19 protein-coding genes are annotated in these 24,338 nt (G+C 35.2%); 1 reads left to right on the top strand and 18 read right to left on the bottom strand.

Features of this window, described 5'->3' with window-relative positions; genetic code table 11:
• Positions 1–68: 68 nt before the first annotated feature.
• The 18 genes from G504_RS0101150 to G504_RS0101060 all read right to left on the bottom strand — a co-directional run bounded on the left by G504_RS0101150 (position 69) and on the right by G504_RS0101060 (position 22,248).
• Entirely contained in the window at positions 69–917 is an 849-nt protein-coding gene (locus tag G504_RS0101150) for a polysaccharide deacetylase family protein (RefSeq protein WP_019668291.1), read from the bottom strand.
• Positions 917–1,681 (bottom strand): methionyl-tRNA formyltransferase, encoded by a 765-nt coding sequence (locus tag G504_RS0101145; protein ID WP_019668290.1) that lies wholly within the window; start codon positions 1,679–1,681, stop codon positions 917–919. Before G504_RS0101145 ends, G504_RS0101150 begins: the two co-directional genes overlap by 1 nt.
• Positions 1,678–2,394 carry a WecB/TagA/CpsF family glycosyltransferase gene (locus tag G504_RS0101140; protein WP_019668289.1) on the bottom strand — a complete coding sequence of 239 codons (717 nt, stop codon included), beginning with the start codon at positions 2,392–2,394 and terminating at the stop codon, positions 1,678–1,680. The genes G504_RS0101145 and G504_RS0101140 overlap by 4 nt, the downstream gene beginning before the upstream one ends.
• Positions 2,395–4,662 carry a glycosyltransferase family 4 protein gene (locus G504_RS19395; RefSeq protein ID WP_157472979.1) on the bottom strand — a complete coding sequence of 756 codons (2,268 nt, stop codon included), beginning with the start codon at positions 4,660–4,662 and terminating at the stop codon, positions 2,395–2,397.
• Between the two features lie 201 nt (positions 4,663–4,863).
• Positions 4,864–5,721, bottom strand: coding sequence for an ATP-grasp fold amidoligase family protein (locus tag G504_RS0101130; protein WP_157472977.1), 858 nt, complete (start codon positions 5,719–5,721; stop codon positions 4,864–4,866).
• A 31-nt stretch (positions 5,722–5,752) separates the two neighbouring features.
• Complete coding sequence (locus tag G504_RS0101125; RefSeq protein WP_240473013.1) at positions 5,753–6,682, bottom strand: ATP-grasp fold amidoligase family protein; 930 nt, start codon at positions 6,680–6,682, stop codon at positions 5,753–5,755.
• 361 nt (positions 6,683–7,043) lie between these two features.
• The gene (locus tag G504_RS0101120; protein WP_019668285.1) at positions 7,044–8,153 is read right to left on the bottom strand and encodes a glycosyltransferase family 4 protein; all 1,110 of its coding nucleotides are present in this window, start codon (positions 8,151–8,153) and stop codon (positions 7,044–7,046) included.
• A gap of 70 nt (positions 8,154–8,223) precedes the next feature.
• On the bottom strand, positions 8,224–9,135 hold the full coding sequence (locus tag G504_RS0101115) for a glycosyltransferase family protein (protein WP_019668284.1): 912 nt from the start codon (positions 9,133–9,135) through the stop codon (positions 8,224–8,226).
• Entirely contained in the window at positions 9,128–10,246 is a 1,119-nt protein-coding gene (locus G504_RS0101110) for an O-antigen ligase family protein (protein ID WP_019668283.1), read from the bottom strand. Before G504_RS0101110 ends, G504_RS0101115 begins: the two co-directional genes overlap by 8 nt.
• Before the next feature lie 108 nt (positions 10,247–10,354).
• Positions 10,355–11,620 (bottom strand): lipopolysaccharide biosynthesis protein, encoded by a 1,266-nt coding sequence (locus G504_RS0101105; RefSeq protein WP_019668282.1) that lies wholly within the window; start codon positions 11,618–11,620, stop codon positions 10,355–10,357.
• Positions 11,621–11,718: 98 nt separating this feature from the next.
• Positions 11,719–13,617, bottom strand: a complete 1,899-nt coding sequence (asnB, locus tag G504_RS0101100) for an asparagine synthase (glutamine-hydrolyzing) (RefSeq protein ID WP_040443721.1) — start codon at positions 13,615–13,617, stop codon at positions 11,719–11,721.
• 219 nt (positions 13,618–13,836) lie between these two features.
• On the bottom strand, positions 13,837–14,790 hold the full coding sequence (locus G504_RS0101090; RefSeq protein ID WP_019668279.1) for a GDP-L-fucose synthase family protein: 954 nt from the start codon (positions 14,788–14,790) through the stop codon (positions 13,837–13,839).
• Positions 14,787–15,905 carry a GDP-mannose 4,6-dehydratase gene (gene gmd, locus G504_RS0101085; protein WP_019668278.1) on the bottom strand — a complete coding sequence of 373 codons (1,119 nt, stop codon included), beginning with the start codon at positions 15,903–15,905 and terminating at the stop codon, positions 14,787–14,789. The genes G504_RS0101090 and gmd overlap by 4 nt, the downstream gene beginning before the upstream one ends.
• Positions 15,906–16,026: 121 nt before the next feature.
• Positions 16,027–17,388: an MraY family glycosyltransferase gene (locus G504_RS18120; RefSeq protein WP_157472975.1), complete on the bottom strand. Its 1,362-nt coding sequence runs from the start codon at positions 17,386–17,388 to the stop codon at positions 16,027–16,029.
• 724 nt (positions 17,389–18,112) lie between these two features.
• Positions 18,113–19,270, bottom strand: a complete 1,158-nt coding sequence (locus G504_RS0101075; protein ID WP_019668276.1) for an alpha-hydroxy acid oxidase — start codon at positions 19,268–19,270, stop codon at positions 18,113–18,115.
• A gap of 23 nt (positions 19,271–19,293) precedes the next feature.
• Positions 19,294–20,121, bottom strand: a complete 828-nt coding sequence (locus G504_RS0101070; protein WP_019668275.1) for an amidohydrolase family protein — start codon at positions 20,119–20,121, stop codon at positions 19,294–19,296.
• An 18-nt stretch (positions 20,122–20,139) separates the two neighbouring features.
• Positions 20,140–20,913 (bottom strand): SDR family NAD(P)-dependent oxidoreductase, encoded by a 774-nt coding sequence (locus G504_RS0101065; RefSeq protein WP_019668274.1) that lies wholly within the window; start codon positions 20,911–20,913, stop codon positions 20,140–20,142.
• Between the two features lie 21 nt (positions 20,914–20,934).
• Positions 20,935–22,248 (bottom strand): AGE family epimerase/isomerase, encoded by a 1,314-nt coding sequence (locus G504_RS0101060; RefSeq protein ID WP_169336892.1) that lies wholly within the window; start codon positions 22,246–22,248, stop codon positions 20,935–20,937.
• 245 nt (positions 22,249–22,493) lie between these two features.
• Between G504_RS0101060 and G504_RS0101055 the strand changes: the two genes are divergently transcribed.
• Positions 22,494–23,882 (top strand): exonuclease domain-containing protein, encoded by a 1,389-nt coding sequence (locus tag G504_RS0101055; RefSeq protein WP_019668272.1) that lies wholly within the window; start codon positions 22,494–22,496, stop codon positions 23,880–23,882.
• Positions 23,883–24,338 lie beyond the last annotated feature (456 nt).

Here is a 24,338-nt window from a genome sequence, read left to right as displayed (position 1 = left end):
AATTTATATATACTTACCATTGGGATAGCTACTAAACTTTAAAGGTAAATGCATAAAATAAGCAGTACTTAAAGTCTAACTTTCTTTACGCTATTCCAATCAATTTCCTGATTTGCCGTTGCAATATCAACAAAATCAAAATCTGTCAACCAATTTTCCAATTTGTACTGGGCCGATTTTAATCCAACATAGGATTTGAATTTTCTTTGCAAAGATAATTCTTTAATCATGGGTTGATCCGGATCCAAATCCCTTGGATGCAAATAAGACATTACATAGTCATCTTTGGCTGTCCATTTTTCTAATTGGGAATATGGTATTAATCGAAAATACCCCCCTCCAGAATAAATAATGGATTTACCCATAATGGAATGTGTATTTATAGGAAATTCCTTTAATTGGATACCATTGTATTCCAAAAGCGAGGGTTCCGCAATACCATATGAAGGCATTCCGCCATGTGCCCTCCCCGTGGGGAAAACAGAGGAGTCAATTTCAATACCCAATTCGTAAAGCACCTCAAATGCCCATTTATTTTGTTCCGTAATCGAAAAACCTGGGGCTCGAAACATTCGAGTCTTTTTTCCTGAAATATCTTCCAAGGTTTTTATGGAACGATCTACATCCTGGGAAAACTCCTCCCTATTTTGTTCATAAACCAATTGATGCATATGGGTATGACTGCCAATCTCATACCCCCTTTTACTGATTTCCCGTACAACTTCAGGGTGCTTTTCAGCAATCCAGCCTAATACAAAAAAGGAAGCCCTGACATTAACATTATCCAAAACTGAAAAAATGCGCTCCATATTCCGATGAATTCGCGACTCATAATTTGACCACTGCTTTTCGGTCTTCGTAGAATCATTATCTAAAATATGAAACCACTCTTCAATATCAAATGTTAAAATATTCATCAATAAAATTTGTTTCCAGCGGCTAAAAACTGTTTAACATCATCTTTAGTTGGGAAACTAAAATAAGTTTTTTGAGAAGCATCATTTTCAATGAGAACTACATCGTCTTTTTCAATTTTATCTATTGATTCAGCTATGGCTTCCATGCCCAGTTTTTTGGTATATGTTATCAATTCTTTCTGCGTTCTATTACCAATTTCTACCTTTTTTTGAACAATGATCGGACCACTATCTATTCCCTTATCCACAAAGAAAACAGAAACCCCAGTATACTTTTCCCTATTTTTCATCACCCAAAAAGTTGGCATTAAACCCCTATATTTTGGTAGTAAGGCAGTATGTAAATTGATACACCCTTGGGGGGCCAAATTGATTATTGGTTCTTTAAAAATTTGGTTTCCAAGAATAGAAATCAATAAATCAGGTGTAAATTGCTTAATTTTTTTGACAGAATCCTCGTGGTTAATTGGTTTATCAAGTACAATTTCCGGTATGTTTTGATATTCCAAAAAATATTTTATATTATTCTTTTTACTGAGTTTGCTCTTAAGAAATTTAAATCCATAATGCAAAAAAAACGGAAGTCCAAAAACGTCATTTGTTTTTTTGGCTTTTTGAATAAAAGATTCCTTTTTACCAAAGGGAGATACGTCATTTACGATACATCCTACAATACTAGAGTGACCAGGCAATATTTCTATGAGATATCTTAAACTATCGGTTAAGTAAAAAGGTTCGTCTTGGGTTATAATAACAATTCTCACTTTTCAATTAGTTTAAATTTATATTTAAATATATCCCAAATAAATTTAGGATTAGATTTTAGATTCCGAGTACCTAAGCGACTTGGACTCACAAGACTTCTATGGAACCATTCCAGTCCAATATTTATGATCCACTCTGGTGCTCTTTTTGAAGTTCCCGCAAAAAAATCAAATACAGCGCCAATTGAGCATATTATATGTGCGTTAAGTGCCTCTTTATGCCGCTTCACCCATTTTTCCTGTTTGGGAGCGGTCATCCCCACAAACAATACTTCAGGTCCACATGCATTCACCCTACGACACATTTCTTCACTATCTACCTTACTAAACGCAGGTTTATAAGGTGGTGAATAGGCATTAATGGTAATGTTGGGAAATTCTTTTGCTGCCCGTATTTTAATAAGGGTCAGGGTTTGTTCTGAGGCCCCTAGAAAAAAGCACGATCCTTTGGTAGCATTAAGGTGATGCATCAGGTATATAAATATATCATAACCCGCAATTTTTTGGATTTTTTGTCCATTTAGTATTTTAGCTGCAAGTACTATTCCTACACCGTCGGGCAATAAAACATCCGATGCCTTTAAGGCGGCTTCAAAAGCGGTATCCTGTTTTGCCACACAATAAGAATGTGGATTTATGGTGTTTATAACCGTTTTTTTTTCAACCGGCAGTTGCGGATAGTTTGTTTTGATGGTATACCCTAAAAGTTTCATTTAAACTAATTCTTTAATTATGTTGGAAAATCGTGTCTCAAATAACTCTAAAGTAAAGTGTTTTTCATAGTGCTTTCTCCCTGCTTCGCCCATTCTTAATCGTAATTCCGGATTCAATATCAATATTTCCAATTTTTCAGCCAAGGCATTAGCATCCTGCTGCTGGACTAAAAAACCAGTCTTCCCATCTTTGACAATTTCTCGGATGCCACCCTCATAGGTCGAAACAATCGGCAAAGAGAACTGCATGGCTTCCAATAAAACCAAAGGAAAACATTCATTGAATGTGGGTAGCGTAAAAATATCGGCTTGGGAATACGCCTCTTCCTTTTCCACTCCATATTTTCGACCTGCATAATGAACATTGTTGCTTAAACCCAACGCATTTACTTTTTCCTGAAACTGTTCTACTGTAACATCACCGCCCCCGCCGATAAAAGTACAATGAAACGGTAGTTTTTTTGCTTGCAGAATTTGACATGCCTCTAAGAGTATATATACTCCTTTAGAAGTGATTAAATTGGATAGGAATAAAATCTCAACTTTTGACTTATTGCTTTTGGTTATTAATTTTAAAACCTTGTTTTCGGGGATGCCATTAGCACAATAATGTACGCGTTTTTTTGGGAAGTACTTCCCAATATCTGGATACAGATGTTCTGAAAGTAATATGACCTCTGTTTTTTTAAACACCATTTTGTACAACAGATTATCGAACCATTTATCCTGGCGTTTGCCAACGCCTTTGTTATGGAAATGGACCACTACTTTTTTTCCGAATGCCTTAGCCATCATGACAATAATACTATCTTTATAAAAGCCAGCACCGGATGCGGTTAGGGTTAAATATACCAGATTTGGCTTAAAGCGATACAATTTCTTAATTGTAAGACCTAAAAGTTTAAAATAACGAATACCTTTAATTAAGCTTCCTTTACCAATTTCATCAATACTAACTGATGTGCCCAAATTTATATATTGGCAATCAAAGTTGGAGTTTAAAGAATTACTTTCCATAATGTACTGTCCTACCATTGCAGCCCCATGAACCGGAGGGGGATAATGAAGGATAAACAAAATCTTCCTAGTGCTCTTTTCTTTTTCCTTAAGTAATCCATTGTATAGCCCCATTAAATCATCATAAACCTTGGTGGGAGAAAAAAGGGTGTCAGCTTTCTTTTTGGCATTGCCCCCATATAAGTTGCATTTTTCGGTATCCCTATATAACTCCTGTATGGCCTTGGCCAAACCTATGGTATCGCCCGGTCCTACCAATACACCATTTTCCCTGTGATCAATGATGGCGGCCATGGCTCCCAAATTGCTCGTAATTACGGGTTTCCCATGTTTCATTGCCTTGGTAATAACATTTGGGAAACCTTCGTACCATTTACTGGGAACCACCACTATTTTTGATTGCTTAAAAATCAAATCCAGGTCCTTACCAGATAGAAATCCCTTCCATATTACATTGGCGGGTGAACTTGCCTTAAGATCGGATTGGGATTTCTTAACTCCACCAGCAACCACAAACGGAAGCGTTGGCAATAAGCTCGCAGCCTCCAGAAACTCCTTAATTCCTTTTTCCTCGCTTATCCTGCCCACAAAGGACACGTATTTAGATTCAAAGGATTCATTGCCGGTAGGGATGGATGGGGTTATCCCCGGAACAATAAACAGTTTTTTAGGGGGTATACCATTATTAATAAATTTTTCCCTTTGAAACGCAGTCTGTACCATATAGGCATCCATGTTCCTGGTAAGTCCCCAAAGGGTTCGTGCTAAAAAATTCCTGAGTGCATACCCTATACTTTTGGCATAATCTTTTTCACAGTTTTTGACAATACAATTAAGCTCTCGACCTACTGACAAACATTTTTCACAAACTTTCCCTTTGCCATCCATATGAAGTCCTGTAGGGCAAAACAATCGATAATTGGGGCAGCGCATCACAATAGGAATGCCTTTTTTTCTTATCGTTTTTATAATTGCAGGGGATATAAAGGGATAAAGATTCTGAATTTGTACTACATCCGGCTCAAAACTGGAAAGTAAATCCTTGATTTCACTTATTGCCCTAGGGTTATAAATTCCTAAAAAAAAAGCCGAGACCTTTTTTGAAAATGAGTTGTTTATTACATCCGAAAATCGTCTATACCATGCTACCTCATAACCATTGGTGATAAGTAAACGCTCCATGGCCTCGGCTGCAAATTCCTCCCCACTGGTATTGCTGGCATAATTATTATGAATAAACAGTATTTTCATCTGTTCAAATTTATTTGTTTTTTGTTGGTCAGATGTAATTCGCCATTGAACATTTCGCTTTGTATTGGAGCGCGCCAATTGGCTCCCTCTCTAAAAATGACTTAAAGACATTTTCTTTACGATCGACCCTATAGCTCATTTCATAAGATGATAAACGGTATTTAAACTCTTTATTCAATATTAGTATTCTTATATCGGAATTTATAATTCTAATAACTTACCAAATTCATAATCCATTGTAGAAGGATCAAAGACCCCGAACCCATTACATGGAAAAAAGGTTAATTCCCCAAAATATATTTTATCTTTTACCACATAAAAATCGACGCGTACATATTTAAATTCCTTAGATAAAACTTTAGCTAATTCTATCATCTTAGCCAATGGTCCAGGTTTTGGAATAGTATTTTTCGAGGGAGGAAACCACAATCCAAAAGGTAAACGGTTCCATTCCAGATCATAAAAATCCAGGGTATGCCTTTGAAACCTATTTCTATCAATTTGAATATAGGTAGGTTTTCCATGAAAACAGTGGAATTTATAATCTATTAAACAAGGTTCATTTTCATTTAAAAGCAATTCTTCACAAATAATCCTTGGGACCACATCTTTATAAACATGCTCCCCCCACATCATATAAAAATTACTTTTTAACCATTTGTTCATGGTTTTTTTAGATTTATTAATGTCTAATTCAGATTTATCATGACATATAATTTGCCATGCAGCGCCATGGGTAGCTTTAAAAACAAGCGCATTGGGCAAGGAATTAAAATCAATTTCTTCCGGGTCTTTATAAATACCAATGTTTTCAATCAAATATTCACTGCCTATTTTTTCCTCAATGTACTTTCTTACTTCATATTTATCTACCAACCTGGTATATCTTGGATTTCTATCATATAATTTCAGCCAATTTATCTTGGCAAAAAAGGTTTTGGGTTTTTGTAAATTGATAAAGCGTTTATAGGTAATAAAAAATCTGACTTTTATATATAATACATCATTGGTTATTTTTCTTAAAATAACCAAAATAATATGCTTTAAACGAGTTGGCATTCTTTGATACATTGATTAAAAAAAAAGTAATTTATAAATTTATTAATTTACCCATTTCATAATCCATGGATGGAGGATAAAAGTTACCAAAGCCATTGCATGGGTAAAAAGTCAACTCCCCAAAATATATCCTTCCATTTTCTTCGTAAAGATCTACACGCACAAATTTAAAATCTTTAGACAAAATGGTCGCAATTTCTATCATTTTTTGTAAGGATTTGGGCTTGGGCAACCCCTCTTCAGACCTTGGAAACAACAGACCAAAAGGGAGGCGGTTCCATTTCAAATCATAGAAATCAAGGGTATGGTTTTTGTATTTATCCTTATCAGTATGTATAAATTTCGGTTCTCCATTAAAACAATAGATCTTATAATCTACAATCGTAGAACCATCCAGGTTAGTCAACATTTTCTCACAGATTATCCTTGGCGGAACATCTTTATAAATATATTCCCCCCACATTTTATAATAGTTGCTTTTTAACCATTTACGTAGGGTTTTTTTTGCCAACACAATATCAAATTCTGACTTATCCTTACAAAGCAGCACCCAATCAGAGCCATGGGTAGGCTTCAATACGAATGAGCTTGGCAAATCATCAAAATCAATAGCTTCGGCACTATTGTATACACCAAGCAATTCAATCAAATATTCCTGGCCAATTTTTTCTTTAATGTGTTTACGTACTTCATACTTGTCTACAATCTTGGTAAACAGTGGGTCTTTTTGGTTTAATTTAAGCCAATTGATCTTGGCAAAAAAAGTATCCGGATTCTTTAAGTTCAAGAACCTTTTATACTTGACAAAAAATCGAATTCGAATATAGGTTTCATCATTGGTCAACTTTCGCAAAAGCATCAAAAGCGGTCGTACAAAACTTTGTAAAGGCCGCGAAATTTCATGCAGGGGTTGCGAAGATATCGTTTCTTTTAACGGAACCTCTTTTATTGATTTATTCAATGTTGATTTACTGAAAATATTAATTTATACATTTTTAATTAAATGTGAATGGGTGGGCATGCCTTTATATCAAGAAAACCAATTACAATTTTTTTAAATCTTTTTTAAAGCATGATAAGCGCATAAATCCCAAATCAGGTTATTTAAATTCAAGAATCTTTTATACTTGACAAAAATCGAATTCTGATATAGGTTTCATCGCAAATAACTTTCTCATAAACAGCAAACATCATCTTTTCAAAGCATATGAAATACCCCGTTTCTTAGTTTTATAGCTATTTTTACTCATACGGTGAATTTAATAGAAATTTAAAGCCTTCATTTTCTGTCACTTTACATTATTCTTGTGGTCAAAAGGGAATTATATTTTTTCAAATAATTCCTTTATTTTTTCATCAAAAGTAAATGGCATTTTACTTTTTCGAATATTCGACAATTGACCCTTAATAGGTGATATATCCTGTAGCATCAGTTCTAACATAGCTGCCAATTGGATTTCTTCATATGGACTGAACAACTTACCATTTTCATTTGTTATTAATGTTGAGGCACCAGCTATTTCTGAACATAATACAGGACAACCAGCTAATAGTGCCTCATTAACTACAGCTCCAAAACGTTCAAAAGTGCTCGGCAAAACAAATAATTGCGCAATATTATACCAAGCAAGAAGTTCAGGTCCTTCTTTGAAACCCGTAAAATGAACTTTGTCTGTGATATTAGATTTTACCACTTGATTTTTCAAATTATTCATCATTTCACCTTTTCCAACAATAACCAGAATCCAATCCAATTCTTTTAACTTAGAGATAACCTTTATCAAAAAAAACAAGTTTTTCACTTCTACTAAACGACCTAAATACAAGATTACCTTTTTGTTAATAAGCTTACATAATTCAATATTTCTATTGGCAATATTTAAACTTTTGAGCAATTCGGCCCTAAATACCTTATCATTATGAATGATAGGTAAAATCAATGTCTTTGGCTTTACGGAAATGTTATTTTGATACCATTCACATACTTCATGGCTCGGAAATATAATTCCGTCAATGTTCTTTGAAACTAAATTTCGTACAATAGAACGTATTCCTTTCCTATCTATACAATTTGCTAGACTATCATCACATATCGTATAGAGTTTAAATCTATTTCTTGTTAGAATATAATGTAGAAAAACCAAAATAGTTACAGGGCCAAATTCACTGCATATGATTACATTGGGTCTTTCTTTTCTAATAATTGAATTTATTCCAAATCTTATAGATCGACCAAACAACTCAAAACCTTTGGATAAATAATTGCTTTTAAATGTACATTTAGATTGTAAATAATTCTTACTGAATTTATGAGATGCTTGTTCTTTATATTCAAAAAAAAACTTAGCGTCAAAGTTTTCATCTACCGAGTTAAAAAAATCTACACGGTATGTTGCCAAGGCTGGATGAAAAACTAATATTTTCAGGCGCATTATTTTATTTTAGTTGATCTTAAAATCCCAAATGGGATATAATAACTATTAGATAGCGGTACTATCATTTTTAATTTTTAAAGTTTTTAATAATTCGCCAGAACTTGTCTGTTGAACGCCTTCTAATAGAGAATCGCCCTCTAAACTCTCTCATTATTTTTTTATCAATAATTAACGATTTGTCGAATTCAAAACTTCTTTTACCCGTAGTGTCTAATGGAGTGTTAAATTTTGTAGCTCCAACAGCATTTGTAGCATCTTCCGTAATGCCAATATGGTTTACTTTAGACTTTGCTGAAAAAACAGTCAATAAATCAAATTTAAATTGGTGATAGACCCAACGAATTGCCCAAGAATCAATTTTACCTTCTATTTGCTTTTTAAGCATACCTGGCAAGTCACTGCCTATTTTAAAAAACTTGTATTGTTGTATGTAATCATTTTTGAATTCCTTATAATCAGAGATTTCCCAATCTATATTTTCCCATTTATTTTTCCATGTACCCCAACCCAAAGAAGATGCCCTAAAACCAACATAATAATCAGCATTATAAGTTTTAAGACTAGGTAAATTCAGGGTGTATCCAGAAATAGAAATTACATTTGAAAATCCAGCATAGAACTCTAAAGCTTGGTTCATAAAATCCAAGAAATTGGGAGAAGTTATCAAATCATCCTCTAATACAATAACCCTGCCGTAATTATTATCTATAGCCTCGGTCACTCCATTTATAATGGAATTAGCCAAACCGTAATTTTTTTTAGCTTCTTTTATGGTTATTTTTTTAAAACCATCAATGGTTTTCAAATAATCACGAACTTGTGTTACTTTTTCTTCTCCAACAGAATCCTTTGCCCCATCTGAAAAAATAAATAATTCGCTTTCTGCAGCAAGATAATTCTTTTGAAGTGCTTCAATCGTCTGTCTTGTCTCAAATAAACGATTGTATGTAAAAAGTACTATAGGTGCTAATTTATTCATTTACAAATCTTTTACTAATTTTTAAATTTATTTCTTGAACAGTCAAATACCAAAATAAAAATGACATTAGCATGGAGGGTTGCACTAAAAAGCTTTCGGAAAGTCCACCCACTAGAAGACTGATTATTATAATAGCCGTATAAAACTTTGCTTTGCTCTTAAGTGATTTAACAATAAATATCATAAAAAAGATAAAGCCTAAGATACCACTAGCACAAAAAACTTCAATATAGGACGAATGAAAATAAAGAAAATCAATTCCCTGAAAATAATAGTTAAAATCCATATTGTTTTCTAGGATAGTACTGTTCAATCCAAAGATTCCTTCTCCTAGAAATATAGAATTATCGGTATAATACTCATAAATATAATACCATATTGAACTCCTACCAGAGCTGAACTCAATAAGACTTTCATTTTCCAATATGTCTGCGGAAAAATAGAATATTGATACAATAGACAAACTGATTGTTAAAATGAAAATGTACTTCAACGTTATTCTTTTTAAGAATGGCAGTATATTAAATAAAAGAAATACAAATATGATTAGCTGTGCGTTCCTTGAGTTAGACAAATAAATACAAACCGCGTACAAAACAAACATTATAAAGTAAACAATTCGATGCTTTACTTTTTTATATCGAATCATATAAAAATTGGAAATAGCTCCTATACAAGCAAACATTCCCAACTGTATATAACTATCATAGAAAAGGCTTAATCCTGTTCTGTCTTCAACAGAACTCCAAAAACTAACAGAAAAAAGAAAAGCAATGGCAGTCCAAAAAATCAAATTAATATTAATAGCCTGAGCTAAATGTTTAAAGAAATATAAATTGGACCTGCGATACCTGATCCTATACTCCGAGGCTAAAAGGTAAAAGAAATAAATAAAAACGATAAACAATATATTTATTTGTATCAAATCAACATCAAATCCTTTTTTCCATATTCTAAAAATGGAAAACACCAAACAAAGTACCCAAAAAAGAATCAACCAAATATTTTTAATTAAAAATTTGTTTATATGTGCTAATGATTTCCGGAATATGATTATACCCAATAAAGCAACAAATAATTTCCCGTTTTTTCCAACTAAGGCAATATTCATATTAAATGATATTGGGTTCATTACAAGAAATGTAACGAAAAGCATAAGTAAGATTTTATGACTATATTTTAAACTCATTTATTTAGAAAATGCAATTTGCTATTTAGATTACAATACTTCTTTTGTCCGAAACAATCGAAAATAGACTAAGTACTGAAGAATGTTATAAAATAAGTTTTGGAAGAAAATTGTATAAAAAACTCCTACCAAACCGTACTGTAAAACTGAAAAATAACCAATTATAATAGTAAGCACTGTAGTTGGAATATATAACCAGAATTCTACATCTGTTCTTTTAATGGCCTTTAAGGAAATATTAAATGGCTGAAAAAAGATATTTATGGCTTGTGCAATAAACGGCATCACTACAACATAACCTAATTTTGAATACTTATCTCCAAAAAATAGAATTATCAGGTTTTGTCCAAAAAAATACCCTAGTATTATCAGGCTAAGTGCCATGAAACCGAAAACTAATGTCCATTTATTGACCAGGGCTTTAATTTTTTCATAGTTTAAATTAAACTTCACAAACAGTGGTAATAAATAGGAACTTAATGCTTGTAAAATTGGATTAATAATACTTGAAATACTCGTAAGAACACCAAAAATTGCAATATCATTTTTTGTTGTAAGATACAATAACAACCATGGAAATATTCCTGAGCTCATCTGAAACAAAATGCTTGTGCCCAATAACCATTTTCCTACTTTCCAATTTGCTGATATATATTGAATTACTTCCTCTCTTATTAATTTAGTGCTCCTGAAATTATTAATAAAAAAAACAATTGTCACAATAAAGTAAATAGAGGAAGCAATTATTAAGAAAAAATTGATGTTAACGTTTTTTGAATACAATATGTAAACCAAAAGAGCTATAAGACTTAAAGAACAGAACAAGCCATATATTAGGTTTTGAATAGTCTTTCTTTCACTTAAGAACATTTCTCTAACATAGAAATAAAAGGTGTAGGCTACAATGTAGGTCAAATATGGGAGTAATCTGCTAACGCTAAAATCTCCAAATATCAAGAAATAAACAAATGGAAAAATAAGAATAATCAAAAGTGAAAATATTAGCTTAGCATATGCATTAAAGTGAAAATATCTAGATTGCTGTTCATCTTTAAAATCAATTAGATTAATAGCATAAGGTTTTGAAATAATTGAATTTTGTAACCCTAATATAAAAAGTGTAACTGAAATAAGAAGTACGAATTCTGCGTAGACAACTTTGTCATAAGTCCTAGCCAATACTATTGTCGTAAGCAATGTTGAGATACTCATAAAAAACTGATCCAGTAATATGCTAAATAATTTAGATAATTCTAGATATTTACCACTCCTAATGAGTTTAATTATATTCTTCATTTATTTGTTTTCGCAAAATATACATAGCGTACTATTCATTATTTTCTACAAGTAAAGTGTAAAATCATTATAATGTCAGACAACTTTTAAATAAAGATTTACAGATTGGAAATATTGTATACTTTTGACCATACTTCCAAGTTAATGATACGCCAAAAGGGAAAATTGGGGAATTTTTCAGGATTTCTAAAAATTTCAGACAATTTATCAGCATCCCATATTTTTTTTATTCTAAAACTTTCACTCAATAACATATCTTCTACAAATTTTTTGAAAATTGGATCTGAAACAAGATAACTGTTAAAAGGAGTATTAAAACCAATCTTATTTCGGTTTTCGGTAATGTTTTTTGGTAATAATTTTCCAATCGTATCCCTTATAATAACTTTCGTGACACCTTCCTTGAATTTCAATTCAGTAGGTATGGAAAATGCAAATTCCATCAATCGATAGTCAACAAAAGGAGATCTGATTTCTATTGACTGATTCATAGATGAAATATCCTCATAGTGCAATATCGTATTCAATCCTTGATTGTTAATACCATCTAAATGGTAATTACTAAGATTATTTCCATTAATTGAAAACTTATAATCCGTCTTTATATTTTGGTTATTTTGTTTCACAAATTGTTTATCTAGAACAGGAATTGTTTTTTCTAGAAACCTAGCTCTTAGGTTGGCCGACATTGTAGGACTTAACAATGACTTGAACATTTGCATGAATAGAAATTTCTTGGAATAGCCATTATCTTTGTTCAATGCTCTAAATTCTTTAATAAAATTCCCTTTTCCGGAAATTAATTGATCCATCAAATAAACGCCAGAAAAATATCGATCATATCCTGCATAGGCCTCATCGCTTCCTTGTCCATTTATTACCACTTTAATTCCATTTTTATTGCATTCCTTCATGATATTGTTATGAACTACACAGTTAAAACTACCCACTGGGTTATCGAATTCATAAATTAATTTCTCAAAATCATTAATTACACTTTTGGAGTCAACGTTTATTTCATGAAGCTTTATATGTTTGCAAGTTTTTATAAACTCCCTTGCAATTGCTGTTTCATCATTTACAAAACCAGGAAATGAAGCGATAAATGCATGAATCTCATTGGCGTCTAACTCTCCATTTTCAATTAAATCATCGGTTACTCTCGCAATTGATGAAGAATCCAAACCTCCACTTAAAAGAAGTGCTACAGGAACATCACTTCTATACCTCAATTTTACCGCGCTTTTGAATAATTCAAAAAACTCTTCTTTATAATCTTTCTTATTGCTATGAGTATAGAGGTCTCTTTTTAGAGTCCAGTATTTTTTTAAAACAAGCTCGTCGTCCTTAATTATTAGATTGGTACCAGGCAAAAGTTCTGAACAATTATCAAAAAATGTTTCCCCGTTGTTTATACGATATCCATAAGCTAGATACTCATAAACTCTTTTTCGGTTCGCGGATTTATTTTCAGTTATTTTATGGAGTGCCTTAAGCTCACTCGAAAAATAAAGTTTCGTTCCTATATGAGTGTAGTAAAATGGTTTAACACCGAGACGGTCCCTAGAGCAAAATAAGCGTTTTTTTTGAAAGTCATAAATAGCAAATGCCCACATTCCATTAAATTGTTCAACACACTGATCACCATACTCCTCATAACTTTTAAGAATAACCTCGGTGTCTGAACTGGTTTCAAAATGATAGCCTTTCGATTTGAGTTCTTTTTTAAGTTCTAAATAATTATATATTTCTCCGTTAAATACTAATGCTAAATTCCCATCTTTACTAAACATCGGTTGATTGGCAGAGCTATTTAAATCTATAATACTTAGCCTTCTAAATCCAAATGCTATTGGATTTTGAATATGTATACCTTTGGCATCAGGACCTCTATGAACCAAAGATTCGTTCATGGTATCTACTTGTGATTTTAAAAATTCCTTTGAAATGCTATTGAAAGAGTCATTAAGAGAGATTATGCCATTTATTCCACACATAAAAAAAGTTCGGGTTTATTACAATTATTATTATAAAGGAAAATATTGGATTTATTTAAAAATAGTTTTGGATTAAACTTGTTTTAACTGCCCATACATCAATATGCCTTTCAAAAAGCCTATTACATTAAAAGAATTGCCTTTATATTAACTTAAATAATTTTAAAATTTATAAATCCGCTAGTAGCTATTGTAAATTGGTAGATTTATCCACTAAATTTACTCGTCTTTAATAAGCTTATAATTTTCCAAAAACCAACCATATACCTTTACAATACCTTGGTATAGTTCTATTTGAACATTCCACCCCAAGGCATTCATTTTAGAACTGTCCATTAGTTTTCTAGGGGTACCATCGGGTTTACGGCTGTCCCAGTGTATGCTCCCTTTATGACCCACTACTTTTTGTATGGTCTCTGCCAATTCTTTAATGGTGATATCTGTCCCAGTACCTACATTGTATAAATGCTCGGGCAATTTGTTTTTTATTGCAAAAACCACCGCCTGGGCCATATCGTCTACATGCAGGAACTCCCGCATAGGGGTTCCACTTCCCCATAAAGTCACAGTGGCATTATTGTTTAGTTTGGCCTCATGAAACTTGCGGATCATCGCCGGTAAAACATGGGATGTTTTTAGATCAAAATTATCAAAAGGGCCATATAAATTGGTGGGCATTAGACTTACAAAGTCTTTTTGGTATTGATTGCGGATGGCCTCACACAACTTTACCCCTGTTATCTTGGCTATTGCATAACCTTCGTTTGTGGGTTCAAGTGGTCCGGTAAGTAAATATTCCTCCTTAAGTGGCTGCGGGGCCATTTTTGGATATATACAGGAACTTCCCAGGAAAATAAATTTTTCTACATCATGTCGGTGAGCCCCTGAGATTAGATTATTCTGTATCTCAAGATTTTCTAACAAAAACTCATAAGGATACCGGCTATTGGCAAGGATACCTCCCACTTTGGCCGCTGCATCAATAATAGCCACAGGCTTTTCCTTCTTAAGAAAATCCTCTACAGCATCATTGTTTCGTAAATCCAGTTCTTCCCGAGTCTGCCCTATAAGCTTTGAATATCCGCCTTTTGTTAAAGCACGCCACACAGCAGACCCTACCATCCCTCTATGGCCGGCTATGTATATTTTTGAATCTTTCCGAACTGTACTCATTCGAAATAGTTAGGCGTAATAAATCCACCATGATTTAAATGACGTTCTTTTGCCATCAACTGTAAATCACTGGCCATCATTTCCTTTACCAGTGCATGAAGGTCATAAGTGGGTTCCCAACCCAGTTTTGTTTTTGCCTTGGTAGGATCCCCAATAAGCAGATCTACTTCCGTTGGCCTGAAGTATTTGGGATCTATATGTAATACCACTTTACCAACAGCTAATTGATATTCTGGCAATGTGCAAGATTGTATATATGCTTTTTCGTGTATTCCATCTCCTTTAAACTCCAGTTGTATCCCTACCTCTCCAAAAGCTAAACGCACCATATCTCTGACCGAGGTGGTCTTTCCTGTGGCAACCACCCAATCTTCTGCTTCTTCAGCCTGAAGGATCATCCACATCATTTTTACATAATCCTTGGCATGACCCCAATCTCTTTGTGCATCGAGATTGCCCAGATAGAATTCTTCCTGTAACCCTAGTGCAATTTTTGATACGGCTCTGGTGATTTTACGTGTCACAAAAGTTTCACCTCTAATGGGTGATTCGTGGTTAAAAAGTATCCCGTTACAAGCAAACATACCATACGCTTCCCTGTAGTTAACCGTTATCCAATAGGCATATAGCTTTGCAACACCATAGGGACTTCGCGGGTAAAAAGGTGTGGTTTCTGATTGTGGCACCTCCTGTACCTTGCCATACATTTCAGAAGTGGCAGCCTGATAGATACGGGTTTTCTTCTCCAAACCAAGAAAGCGCACTGCTTCTAAAATTCTCAATATCCCTATTCCATCTGCATTGGCTGTATATTCGGGCATTTCAAAAGAAACCTGGACGTGGCTCATGGCTGCCAAATTATAAATCTCATCCGGTTGAATTTCCTGTATCAAACGAATCAGATTCGTACTATCGGTCATATCCCCGTAATGTAATATAAAATTCCGTTCTTCTATATGGGGGTCCTGATATAAATGATCTACTCTCTCTGTATTAAATAGTGATGATCGCCGTTTTAATCCATGAACAATGTACCCCTTCTCCAATAACAATTCACTCAGGTATGCGCCATCCTGTCCTGTTACGCCCGTAATAAATGCAACTTTATTTTTCAAAACAAATTTTTTTCAAAGTTTTTTTAACCTAATTACTTCATACAATATTTATGGAATATTTTCCTGTTTTAAGCTCATAATAAAAGGTAATTAATTCGGGAACATCAGCAGGCATCTCCGGCTATTTTGCTTTAGCCGATTTAAACTTTTCCCTCCTCTTTTTTGTGCTTAGATTTTGTTTTTTGGATTTTTCCAATTCTTGAATCCGCTTTTCACCTAAAGGCCATTCTTTTTCTTTAATAGTGGCATCTGAACTGTTTACTCCGGTTTTTTCGCTTACCCCATTATTAACAGGAGATGAAACTATCCTTTGAGAAACAAAACTGTCCTGAATTCCCATCCTTATAACTCTTCCTTGTTTTTTTACACTTCTGAGATCATCAAATTTTATAGCCTTTTCGCGTAACCTGTTAAAACTAAAAAGCAAAGTATAAAGTAAGGATCCCAGTAGCGTAATAGCTACTAATTGTATGTTTATTTCAAAATCTTTAAGCAGAACAGCCAACTCTATTACCAGAATATTTACAATAGTCAGCAATATTGTAGCTTGTTTATGACTTAATCCCCTCTCCAGTAAACGGTGGTGAATATGATTGCGGTCCGCATCAAAAGGGCTGCGCCTTTCCCTGGCCCGGATAATAAAAATCCTAAGCGTATCCAATAAGGGAAAGGACAAAACAGCCAACAGCAGTACCGGTCCATTTTCAATAGTAAAAGCGGAAGCTTCGCTTAAATTTACCTCCAGAAACCGAATTCCCTGATACGCCAATAAATAACCAATAACCATAGAGCCCGAATCTCCCATAAATAATTTTCTGGTACCGGACAGGTTATACCGTAAAAATGCACCAATGGCGCCAATTAAACTAAATGAAACCAACACCATCAAAGTATCCTTATTTAAGAGAAAGAACAAGCCGAATGAAAAGCTCGCAATTATTCCTATGGCTCCCGCTAAACCATCTATTCCATCAATAAGGTTAAACGCATTGATCACCAGAATAAAAACAAAAACCGTAAATAATACTGAAACCAAATAAGGTAACTCCCCAATGCCTAAAAGTCCTTCAAAACTTGTAATTCTCACATCGGTCAGAATAATAACTATACACACTGAAATTAGTTGGCCAAGAAACTTTTTCCTGGCAGCCAATGCAATAAGGTCATCTTTGATCCCTAGAAAAATTAGGATTATCGTAGCGAGTACCACCGACAAAAGTTTAACCAAATCCGGCCGTTCCAAACGCGCCAGTATTCCAAATAGAATTATTGATACCGCAAATGCAGCAAACATTCCAACGCCACCAAGAGTTGGAGTTTTAGTTGAATGCACACTGCGATCCCCGGGTTCATCCATAAGATTCTTTGTACGAACCGTATAAATAATTACAGGGATAATTCTATTCGCCAGAGCAAAGGCCAGCAACCCTCCCAAAAAGGCAAGTATGTATGGGTTCCGCATAAAATCGTAGAAATACGTCATAGTGGGGTATAAGGTAATTTCTGTTATAATTTAAGAAACTCGGTTCATTTAATTCACCACGGTCTTATGGATCAAATTTAAAAACTTTTATTTGAGTTGAATGTTATATAAATAGCAGTATTGTACTATTAAATCCTGATTTAATTCTTCGACGATTTTGATATTTTCTTAATGGGGGAGGATAATAATTTTAAAAGGTATTTTATTAATATGCTAAACTACCTATTTTCCGACAAACGCATCTAAATTTCCGATTAAGTACCTGCAAAAACCCTTACCCTTCTAAAATCTATTTCATTGTTACATCAACTGATACATGGAGCATTACAATTGTTTGCATAAAATGCACCAGGCTTTGCCTTTTATTTGTTTGAAAAATACCAAATAAATCAATTTAAATCGATGCTATTTCTATCTTTTATACACAATTTATCAAAAGGTCATTTTCCCAAATTATTACTATTAAAATGATAAATTATAAGCAGTGAAATTGTGAGTTTAACAATACTCTAAGAAGTACGTATTGACCAAATCGTGGACTTTACAGTTATCACAAATTCCAGTACTACAAATATCTTTTCAATTGGTTCATTTCTTGAAAAGAGAAAGATTTTACTTTTTTGCAATCCTTTTAAATAACAAAATTATTATTCATGTAAGCCTCTGATTGCTTACCCAGAGATGTAAGATGTGCTTATTTTGTAAACTAAGCCGGAAACATTGTCTAAACTAAATGCCGTGGAAAATCGCTGACCTTGGTACAGCCCAATTGCTCCATCACCTGTTGCAATTGGGTTTGCAGCAATGAAATGGTATGAGCTCCTCCTTCTGCACCCAGTGCAGCAACCCCATACATAAAGGAACGGCCCATGAAGGTAAAAGCAGCACCGCTGGCAAGTGCCCTGGCCACATCCGGACCGGAACGAATGCCGCTATCCATCATCACCGTAATCTGGTCCCCGTACTTTTTAGCAATACGGGTCATGGGTTTTATGGTAGATTCCCCTGCATCTAATTGCCTGCCACCGTGGTTTGACACAATAATGCCATCCATCCCAAGTTTAATGGCCTTTTCCGTATCTGCTTCTGTAGCAACACCCTTTAAAACTATTTTACCCTTCCATTTATCGCGTATTGGCGCAATCTTCTCCTCGTTCATCCTCTTGGAAAACATCTGATCCATAAACAACCCCAGATGTTTCAGGTTAAGGTTTTTTGGCATATAGGGTTTTAAAGTTTCAAAATTGGGTTGCCCGTGTTTTAAGGTTTGAAGGGCCCAGTTTGGTTTACCCAGTATTTGAAGTATATTATTCAGGGTCATCTTAGGTGGCATGGAAAGGCCGTTGCGAATCTCTTTTGGCCTGAAGCCAAAGGTTGGCACATCGCAAAGGAGGACAAGCACCGGACAAGCGGCAGCTTCTGCCCTTGCAAGGATATTATCGCGTACTTCATTATCACTGGGATGATATAGTTGAAACCATGCCCTGCCCTCCGTGAGCTCGCTGGCACGTTCAATATTCATAGTGGTAACCGTACTAAGAATAAAGGGAATATTATAGTCAAGTGAGGCTTTTGCCAGGATTTCCGAAGCATTAGGCCACATAAGGCCCTGAAGGCCTACAGGTGCTATTCCAAAAGGGGCATTGTAGGTATGTCCGAAAAGTTCTGTTTCCATACTGAGCCCTTTATAGTCCGTTAAATAATCGGGCTTTAACTCCACTTCCCGTATCTCAGAAGTATTTTTTCGCAGGTTCACCTCTTCATTGCAACCCCCATCCAGATAATCAAAGGCAAATCCGGGGATGCGCCGTTTGGCCCTCTCCCGCAAATCCTCCATAGAAGGATATTTAGAATTAAATTTTATCGCTTTTTTATTTCTCATCTATATTTTATTCACTACTCAAGTTATAGGGAGTAGAAATTTATTGCATTTAATCCCATGATTCCCGCTCTTTCATTGTCGGGTAATTTGCTGATATAATCCGTCACTATAGTGATTACCTCCTTATAATTTCCTCCCAGTAAGCATACCGGCCAGTCCGAACCATACATAATCCGCCGCCATCCAAAAGCATCCAGCACAACATCTATAAAAGGGTAAAAATCCTCCTGCCGCCATTGAAAATTGGTTGTTTCGGTAACCATCCCTGAAACCTTGCAACTTACATTAGGGTTTAAGGCGAGTTCCTTTATGTTATTAACCCACTGATCATCCAGGCCTTCAGAAATCAGGGGTTTGGCGATATGGTCCAGCACAAATTTCTGCTCGGGGAATGCCCTTGACAACAATACTGCGGCGGCCAGCTGATTGGGATAAACAAGAATATCATAGGTAAGTCCAAATTCTGCCAAATGCCTTATGCCATTTTGAAAATCTTTCCTCAGCATAAATTCAGGATCGGGTTCTTCCTGCACAATATGCCTCACCCCCTTGAGTTTTTCGTTTTGCGAATAGTGGGCTAACCTTTTACTTACTCCCTCCGTTTTAAGATCTACCCAGCCTACTACGCCTTTTATAAATTCATTTTCGCCTGCCAATTCAAGCAGGAATTCTGTTTCTCTTTCGGATTGATCTGCCTGAACGGCAACACAGCCGTCTACCCCATTATTTTTAAGTATTGGTCCCAGATCTGAAGGAAGAAAATCCTGCCGAAGGATTTTCATGGAATCGTCAATCCAGCTATATCTTACAGGGTCATATTTCCAAAAATGCTGATGGCTGTCAATTACCATTGTTATTTCCTCTAAATTCTAACCGTTTAATCTTATAAAACCTCCATCAATAGGAAAATCCGTACCTGTAATAAAGGAGGCCTCATCAGAACTCAGATATACTGCCAGGTTGGCTATTTCTTCAGGTCTGCCCATCCGGCCAATCGGCTGTGTCTGTGAAAGCCTTTCAAACATTTCTTTTTCCATACCGGGATAATTTTGTTTGAGGTAGCCATCAACAAAGGGAGTATGTACCCGTGCCGGTGAAATACTGTTGCATCGTATCCCATAGGTTAGGTAATCTTTGGCAACAGAATACGTCATGGTAAGTACTGCTCCTTTGGTCATGGAATAGGCAAACCTGTCCGATATGCCCACGGTAGCAGCTACAGATGCCATATTTAGGATAACCCCTCCTTTCTCCTTCATGTTTTTTATACAGGCATGTATACAATTATAGACCCCTTTTATATTTACCTGGTAAACCCTGTCGATATCTGCTTCGGAAGTCAGTTCAACATTTCCAATATGGGCTATCCCCGCGTTATTGACAAGGATGTCTATTGCACCCTCCGCCGCAATTGCGTTAATGGTTTTAATGACATCCTTTTGGTTGGCTACATCACAGGCATGTGCCTGTGCCATACCCCCTTTTGCTTTTATTTCAGCAGCTGTTTCCTTTGCCGGAATCTTATTTACTTCCAGGATATGTACTTCAGCGCCTTGTTCTGCAAGAGCTATTGAAATTGCCTTGCCAATACCACTACCACCTCCTGTGACCAGTGCCCTTTTATCTGTTAAATCAAATTTCACCTCGTTTCTTTTAAAAGTTAACTAATGCCCGCTATTTGTTAATTTAAATCTTCCTTCGAGCATTTGTATTACATTAATCAATGATCGGATATTATGATAATTTACCTTCCAGACGTGCGCCTTGGCACGTTGAGCAGCTTCGGGGTCTGAATCGAGTCCTTCATCGTACCATCCGCCATAAGCATGGTCTATAAGGTATTCATTGATATAATTCCATTGCTTTTCAAACAATTCATAGTACTCCTTTTGCTCGGGATACAATTGCGACATAAGCAATAATGAATTAAGCCCTTCGGCCTGGGACCACCAGATTTTTGCCGGATTTAAGATAGTGCAGACATCCGAGTCCTCCAAATAATAACCTCCATCAAAAAAACCACCTTTTTCAGCGTCCCATCCATGATCAATTCCATGGTCCATCATTCTTTTGGCAATTGCCAAAGTTGTAGAATCTTTAGTGTGGTAAATTGCTTCAGAAGCTTCCAGAAGAAGAAATCCTGTTTCCACATCGTGGCCGAATGAAACATGATCCAGCCAAAAATTTTCAGACCTGAACGCTTCTGTCGAATCCTTAAAAGAAACGGGCGTCCAATTCCTTTCTAAATGGAGGGTGAGAAATCCCTTATGCGTGGTGATTGTATCTCTTATCAGAATTAAAAGTTCTTCGAGACGTTCTTTTAACAATGGGTTTGGCCATACTTCATAGAGTGCTGTAAAAGCTTCCAGGAGATGAATGGACGAATTCTGATCTTTCCAGTCTTTACGGATAAAATTATCGTAATCCCTGTCGTTTTCAATGACATCCAGCATCCAGGATCCATCTAAATTCAAAACATCAAAATAGCCTTTGTATTCTGAATCGTGGGCATGTTCTTCTAACCAGTAGAATGTTTTCTTTGCGAGATTAAGGGCAGATGAATCTTTAGAAATTTCAAAGTATGCTGCCAGTCCGTAAATGGCAAAGGCATTGCCGTAAGCGCTTTTTGTTTTTGCCACAGGTTTAAGGGAATCCGCATCATATACTAGAAGTGTATGGAAGCCACCGTATTTCGAATCCCACATCCTTTCCTTTAAGAACTGAAAGCCATGAGCCGCGATATTTTTATAATTGCTGTCGTCGTAAAAGGTGGCGAGTTTGGAAGCTGTCCAAATATGCCGAGCCTGGGTTACGAGCATCTTGTTTTGCTCGCCTTCTTTCTCCCATTTATAATTGAAATCAGGATAAAACCCTCCGCTTACAGAATCAATTGAAGCAGGATACCACAGATTAACCAAACTATCCAGTGAAGCTCTTATTTCAGTTAAGACCTTTGACTCTTTACTATTTTCTGTCACCTGGTTTTCTTTACATGAAAAAAAACTAAAGATAAGAAGACTAAAGATACTTCTATAAAGGAGCTTAATAAACAAAGCCTGTGTCATACCAGATACCTTAACCGGAAGGGTTCTTAAAGCTAGTCATATTTTTCCATTTCTTCAACAGAATGTCATACCAGTTGAAACTGAATATAGGAAAAGGATTTTGAGCTGCTTGATTTTTCTTATTAACTTGGCTATTCAAATTCCATTAAATAGAAGATTTGTATTCCATTGTAGATATAGAAACAACCGGAAACGGCATTAAGGGCAATAAAATTACCGAGATAGCTATCTTTAAATTTGATGGAAAGCAAGTGGTGGATGAATTTACCTCACTGGTAAATCCCGAATGTGAAATACCCTATTTTATTACCGGATTAACAGGCATTGACAGTCATATGGTGCGAGATGCTCCCACCATACGGGAGATTGCTCCTAAAATATTGGAAATTACGCAAGACACCATATTTGTTGCCCATAGCGTTAATTTCGATTACAACGTCATTAAAGAAGAATTCAAGGCAATTGGAATTTCCTTCATTAGAAAAAAACTCTGTACAGTGCGGTTGTCAAGAAGACTTATTCCGGGGTATTCTTCCTATAGCCTGGGAAAACTATGTTCTTCTCTGAATATCCCTATTACAGACAGGCACAGGGCAAGGGGTGATGCACATGCAACGGTACATTTGTTCAGAAAACTACTGCAAACAGAAAACTCCGGGACTGTTTTTACCTCGTTCTTAAATGCACGTTCTCAGGAAGCAACCCTTCCGCCTTCACTGAATAGGGAAGTATATGAAAAGTTACCTTCAAAACCAGGTATTTACTATTTTAAAAATAACAAAGGGGAGATCATTTATGTAGGCAAAGCCAAAAATATTAAGAAAAGGGTTCTTAGTCATTTTTATGATAAATCTACGAAGGAGGTTCAGATGTGCAGAGATACTTCAGATATAGATTTTGAGCTTTCAGGCAATGAACTGCTTGCACTGTTAATGGAATCTGCTGCTATTAAACATCATTACCCCTTGTTCAACAGAGCACAAAAAAGAAATGTGGTGCCTTATGGTATTTTTGCCTATGAAGACAGGCAAGGCATAATGCATCTGGCATTTAACAAACTAAGGTTAGTCCCTAAATCATTAATTACATTTTACAATACCACAGATTGCCGTCTTTTTATAGAACAGTTATGTATTGCCTATAATTTATGCCCTAAATACTGCCATTTACAGGAAAATGTAGCCGCCTGCTCACATTTCCGGGTGGCTGACTGCAAAGGTATTTGCCGGGGTAAAGAATCTGCCATTGCCTATAATAAAAGGGTTCGGGAGGCTATCGAAAGTCTGGCATCTGAAAAAAATACTTATATCATAAAAGAAAAAGGAAGAACTAATGATGAAGATGCTGTTGTAATGGTACAGGAAGCTATTTATACCGGTTATGGTTTTGTACCCAAAAGTGTTTCAATTAACTCCATTGAAGATATATTAGCATATATCACACCACAAAAAGATAACCTGGAAACTACCCGGCTTATTCAAACGCACAAGGTTAAATACCCGAAATCAATTGTTGATTTTTCAACTGGGATGATTAAAGCTGTTTAGTTTTAGTATGGAATTTAAGGTCAGTGGAAAGTTGCACTATTGGTAAGACCTCTATTTATGTTTATCCATTTCATTATACATTCGGACCACAAAAACCATCCAGATCACAAAGATGATGGCAACAACAACGGAATATATGAAGATAAAATCCGTCATTTTTTATACTTTAAGTAATTCATAAAGCCTAAAATTGTTGGTGCCCAAAAGGCAACGAAAATGGCTTCTAGTTTGTTTCCTGATAGAAACATATATTCGGAAACTACGATAATGGATAGAACCACCAATAGCAATAAAACATTAATGGCTCCAATCCTTTCAACAAAATTTTTTAACATCACAGGTAGCTAAAAGTAACAATAAGATATTGAAAATATCATGAGTTGCTTATTAAAGTGTTAAATCTATCAACTTTTTAGGAAAATGAAAAAAATAGAAGGGAAATAGTACTGAAATGGA

The sequence above is a fragment of the Eudoraea adriatica DSM 19308 genome (assembly GCF_000382125.1).
In the GTDB taxonomy this organism is placed as follows: Bacteria; Bacteroidota; Bacteroidia; order Flavobacteriales; family Flavobacteriaceae; genus Eudoraea; species Eudoraea adriatica.
This window is presented reverse-complemented; position numbering and strand designations above follow the sequence as displayed.

Excerpts from the sequence above, each read along its gene's own strand:
- G504_RS0101150 (WP_019668291.1), bottom strand. The coding sequence starts at position 917 with ATGAATATTTTAACATTTGATATTGAAGAGTGGTTTCATATTTTAGAT.
- G504_RS0101140 (WP_019668289.1), bottom strand. The coding sequence starts at position 2,394 with ATGAAACTTTTAGGGTATACCATCAAAACAAACTATCCGCAACTGCCG.
- G504_RS19395 (WP_157472979.1), bottom strand. The coding sequence starts at position 4,662 with ATGAAAATACTGTTTATTCATAATAATTATGCCAGCAATACCAGTGGG.
- G504_RS0101130 (WP_157472977.1), bottom strand. The coding sequence starts at position 5,721 with ATGCCAACTCGTTTAAAGCATATTATTTTGGTTATTTTAAGAAAAATA.
- G504_RS0101120 (WP_019668285.1), bottom strand. The coding sequence starts at position 8,153 with ATGCGCCTGAAAATATTAGTTTTTCATCCAGCCTTGGCAACATACCGT.
- G504_RS0101115 (WP_019668284.1), bottom strand. The coding sequence starts at position 9,135 with ATGAATAAATTAGCACCTATAGTACTTTTTACATACAATCGTTTATTT.
- G504_RS0101110 (WP_019668283.1), bottom strand. The coding sequence starts at position 10,246 with ATGAATATTGCCTTAGTTGGAAAAAACGGGAAATTATTTGTTGCTTTA.
- G504_RS0101105 (WP_019668282.1), bottom strand. The coding sequence starts at position 11,620 with ATGAAGAATATAATTAAACTCATTAGGAGTGGTAAATATCTAGAATTA.
- asnB (WP_040443721.1), bottom strand. The coding sequence starts at position 13,617 with ATGTGTGGAATAAATGGCATAATCTCTCTTAATGACTCTTTCAATAGC.
- G504_RS0101090 (WP_019668279.1), bottom strand. The coding sequence starts at position 14,790 with ATGAGTACAGTTCGGAAAGATTCAAAAATATACATAGCCGGCCATAGA.
- G504_RS18120 (WP_157472975.1), bottom strand. The coding sequence starts at position 17,388 with ATGACGTATTTCTACGATTTTATGCGGAACCCATACATACTTGCCTTT.
- G504_RS0101075 (WP_019668276.1), bottom strand. The coding sequence starts at position 19,270 with ATGAGAAATAAAAAAGCGATAAAATTTAATTCTAAATATCCTTCTATG.
- G504_RS0101070 (WP_019668275.1), bottom strand. The coding sequence starts at position 20,121 with ATGGTAATTGACAGCCATCAGCATTTTTGGAAATATGACCCTGTAAGA.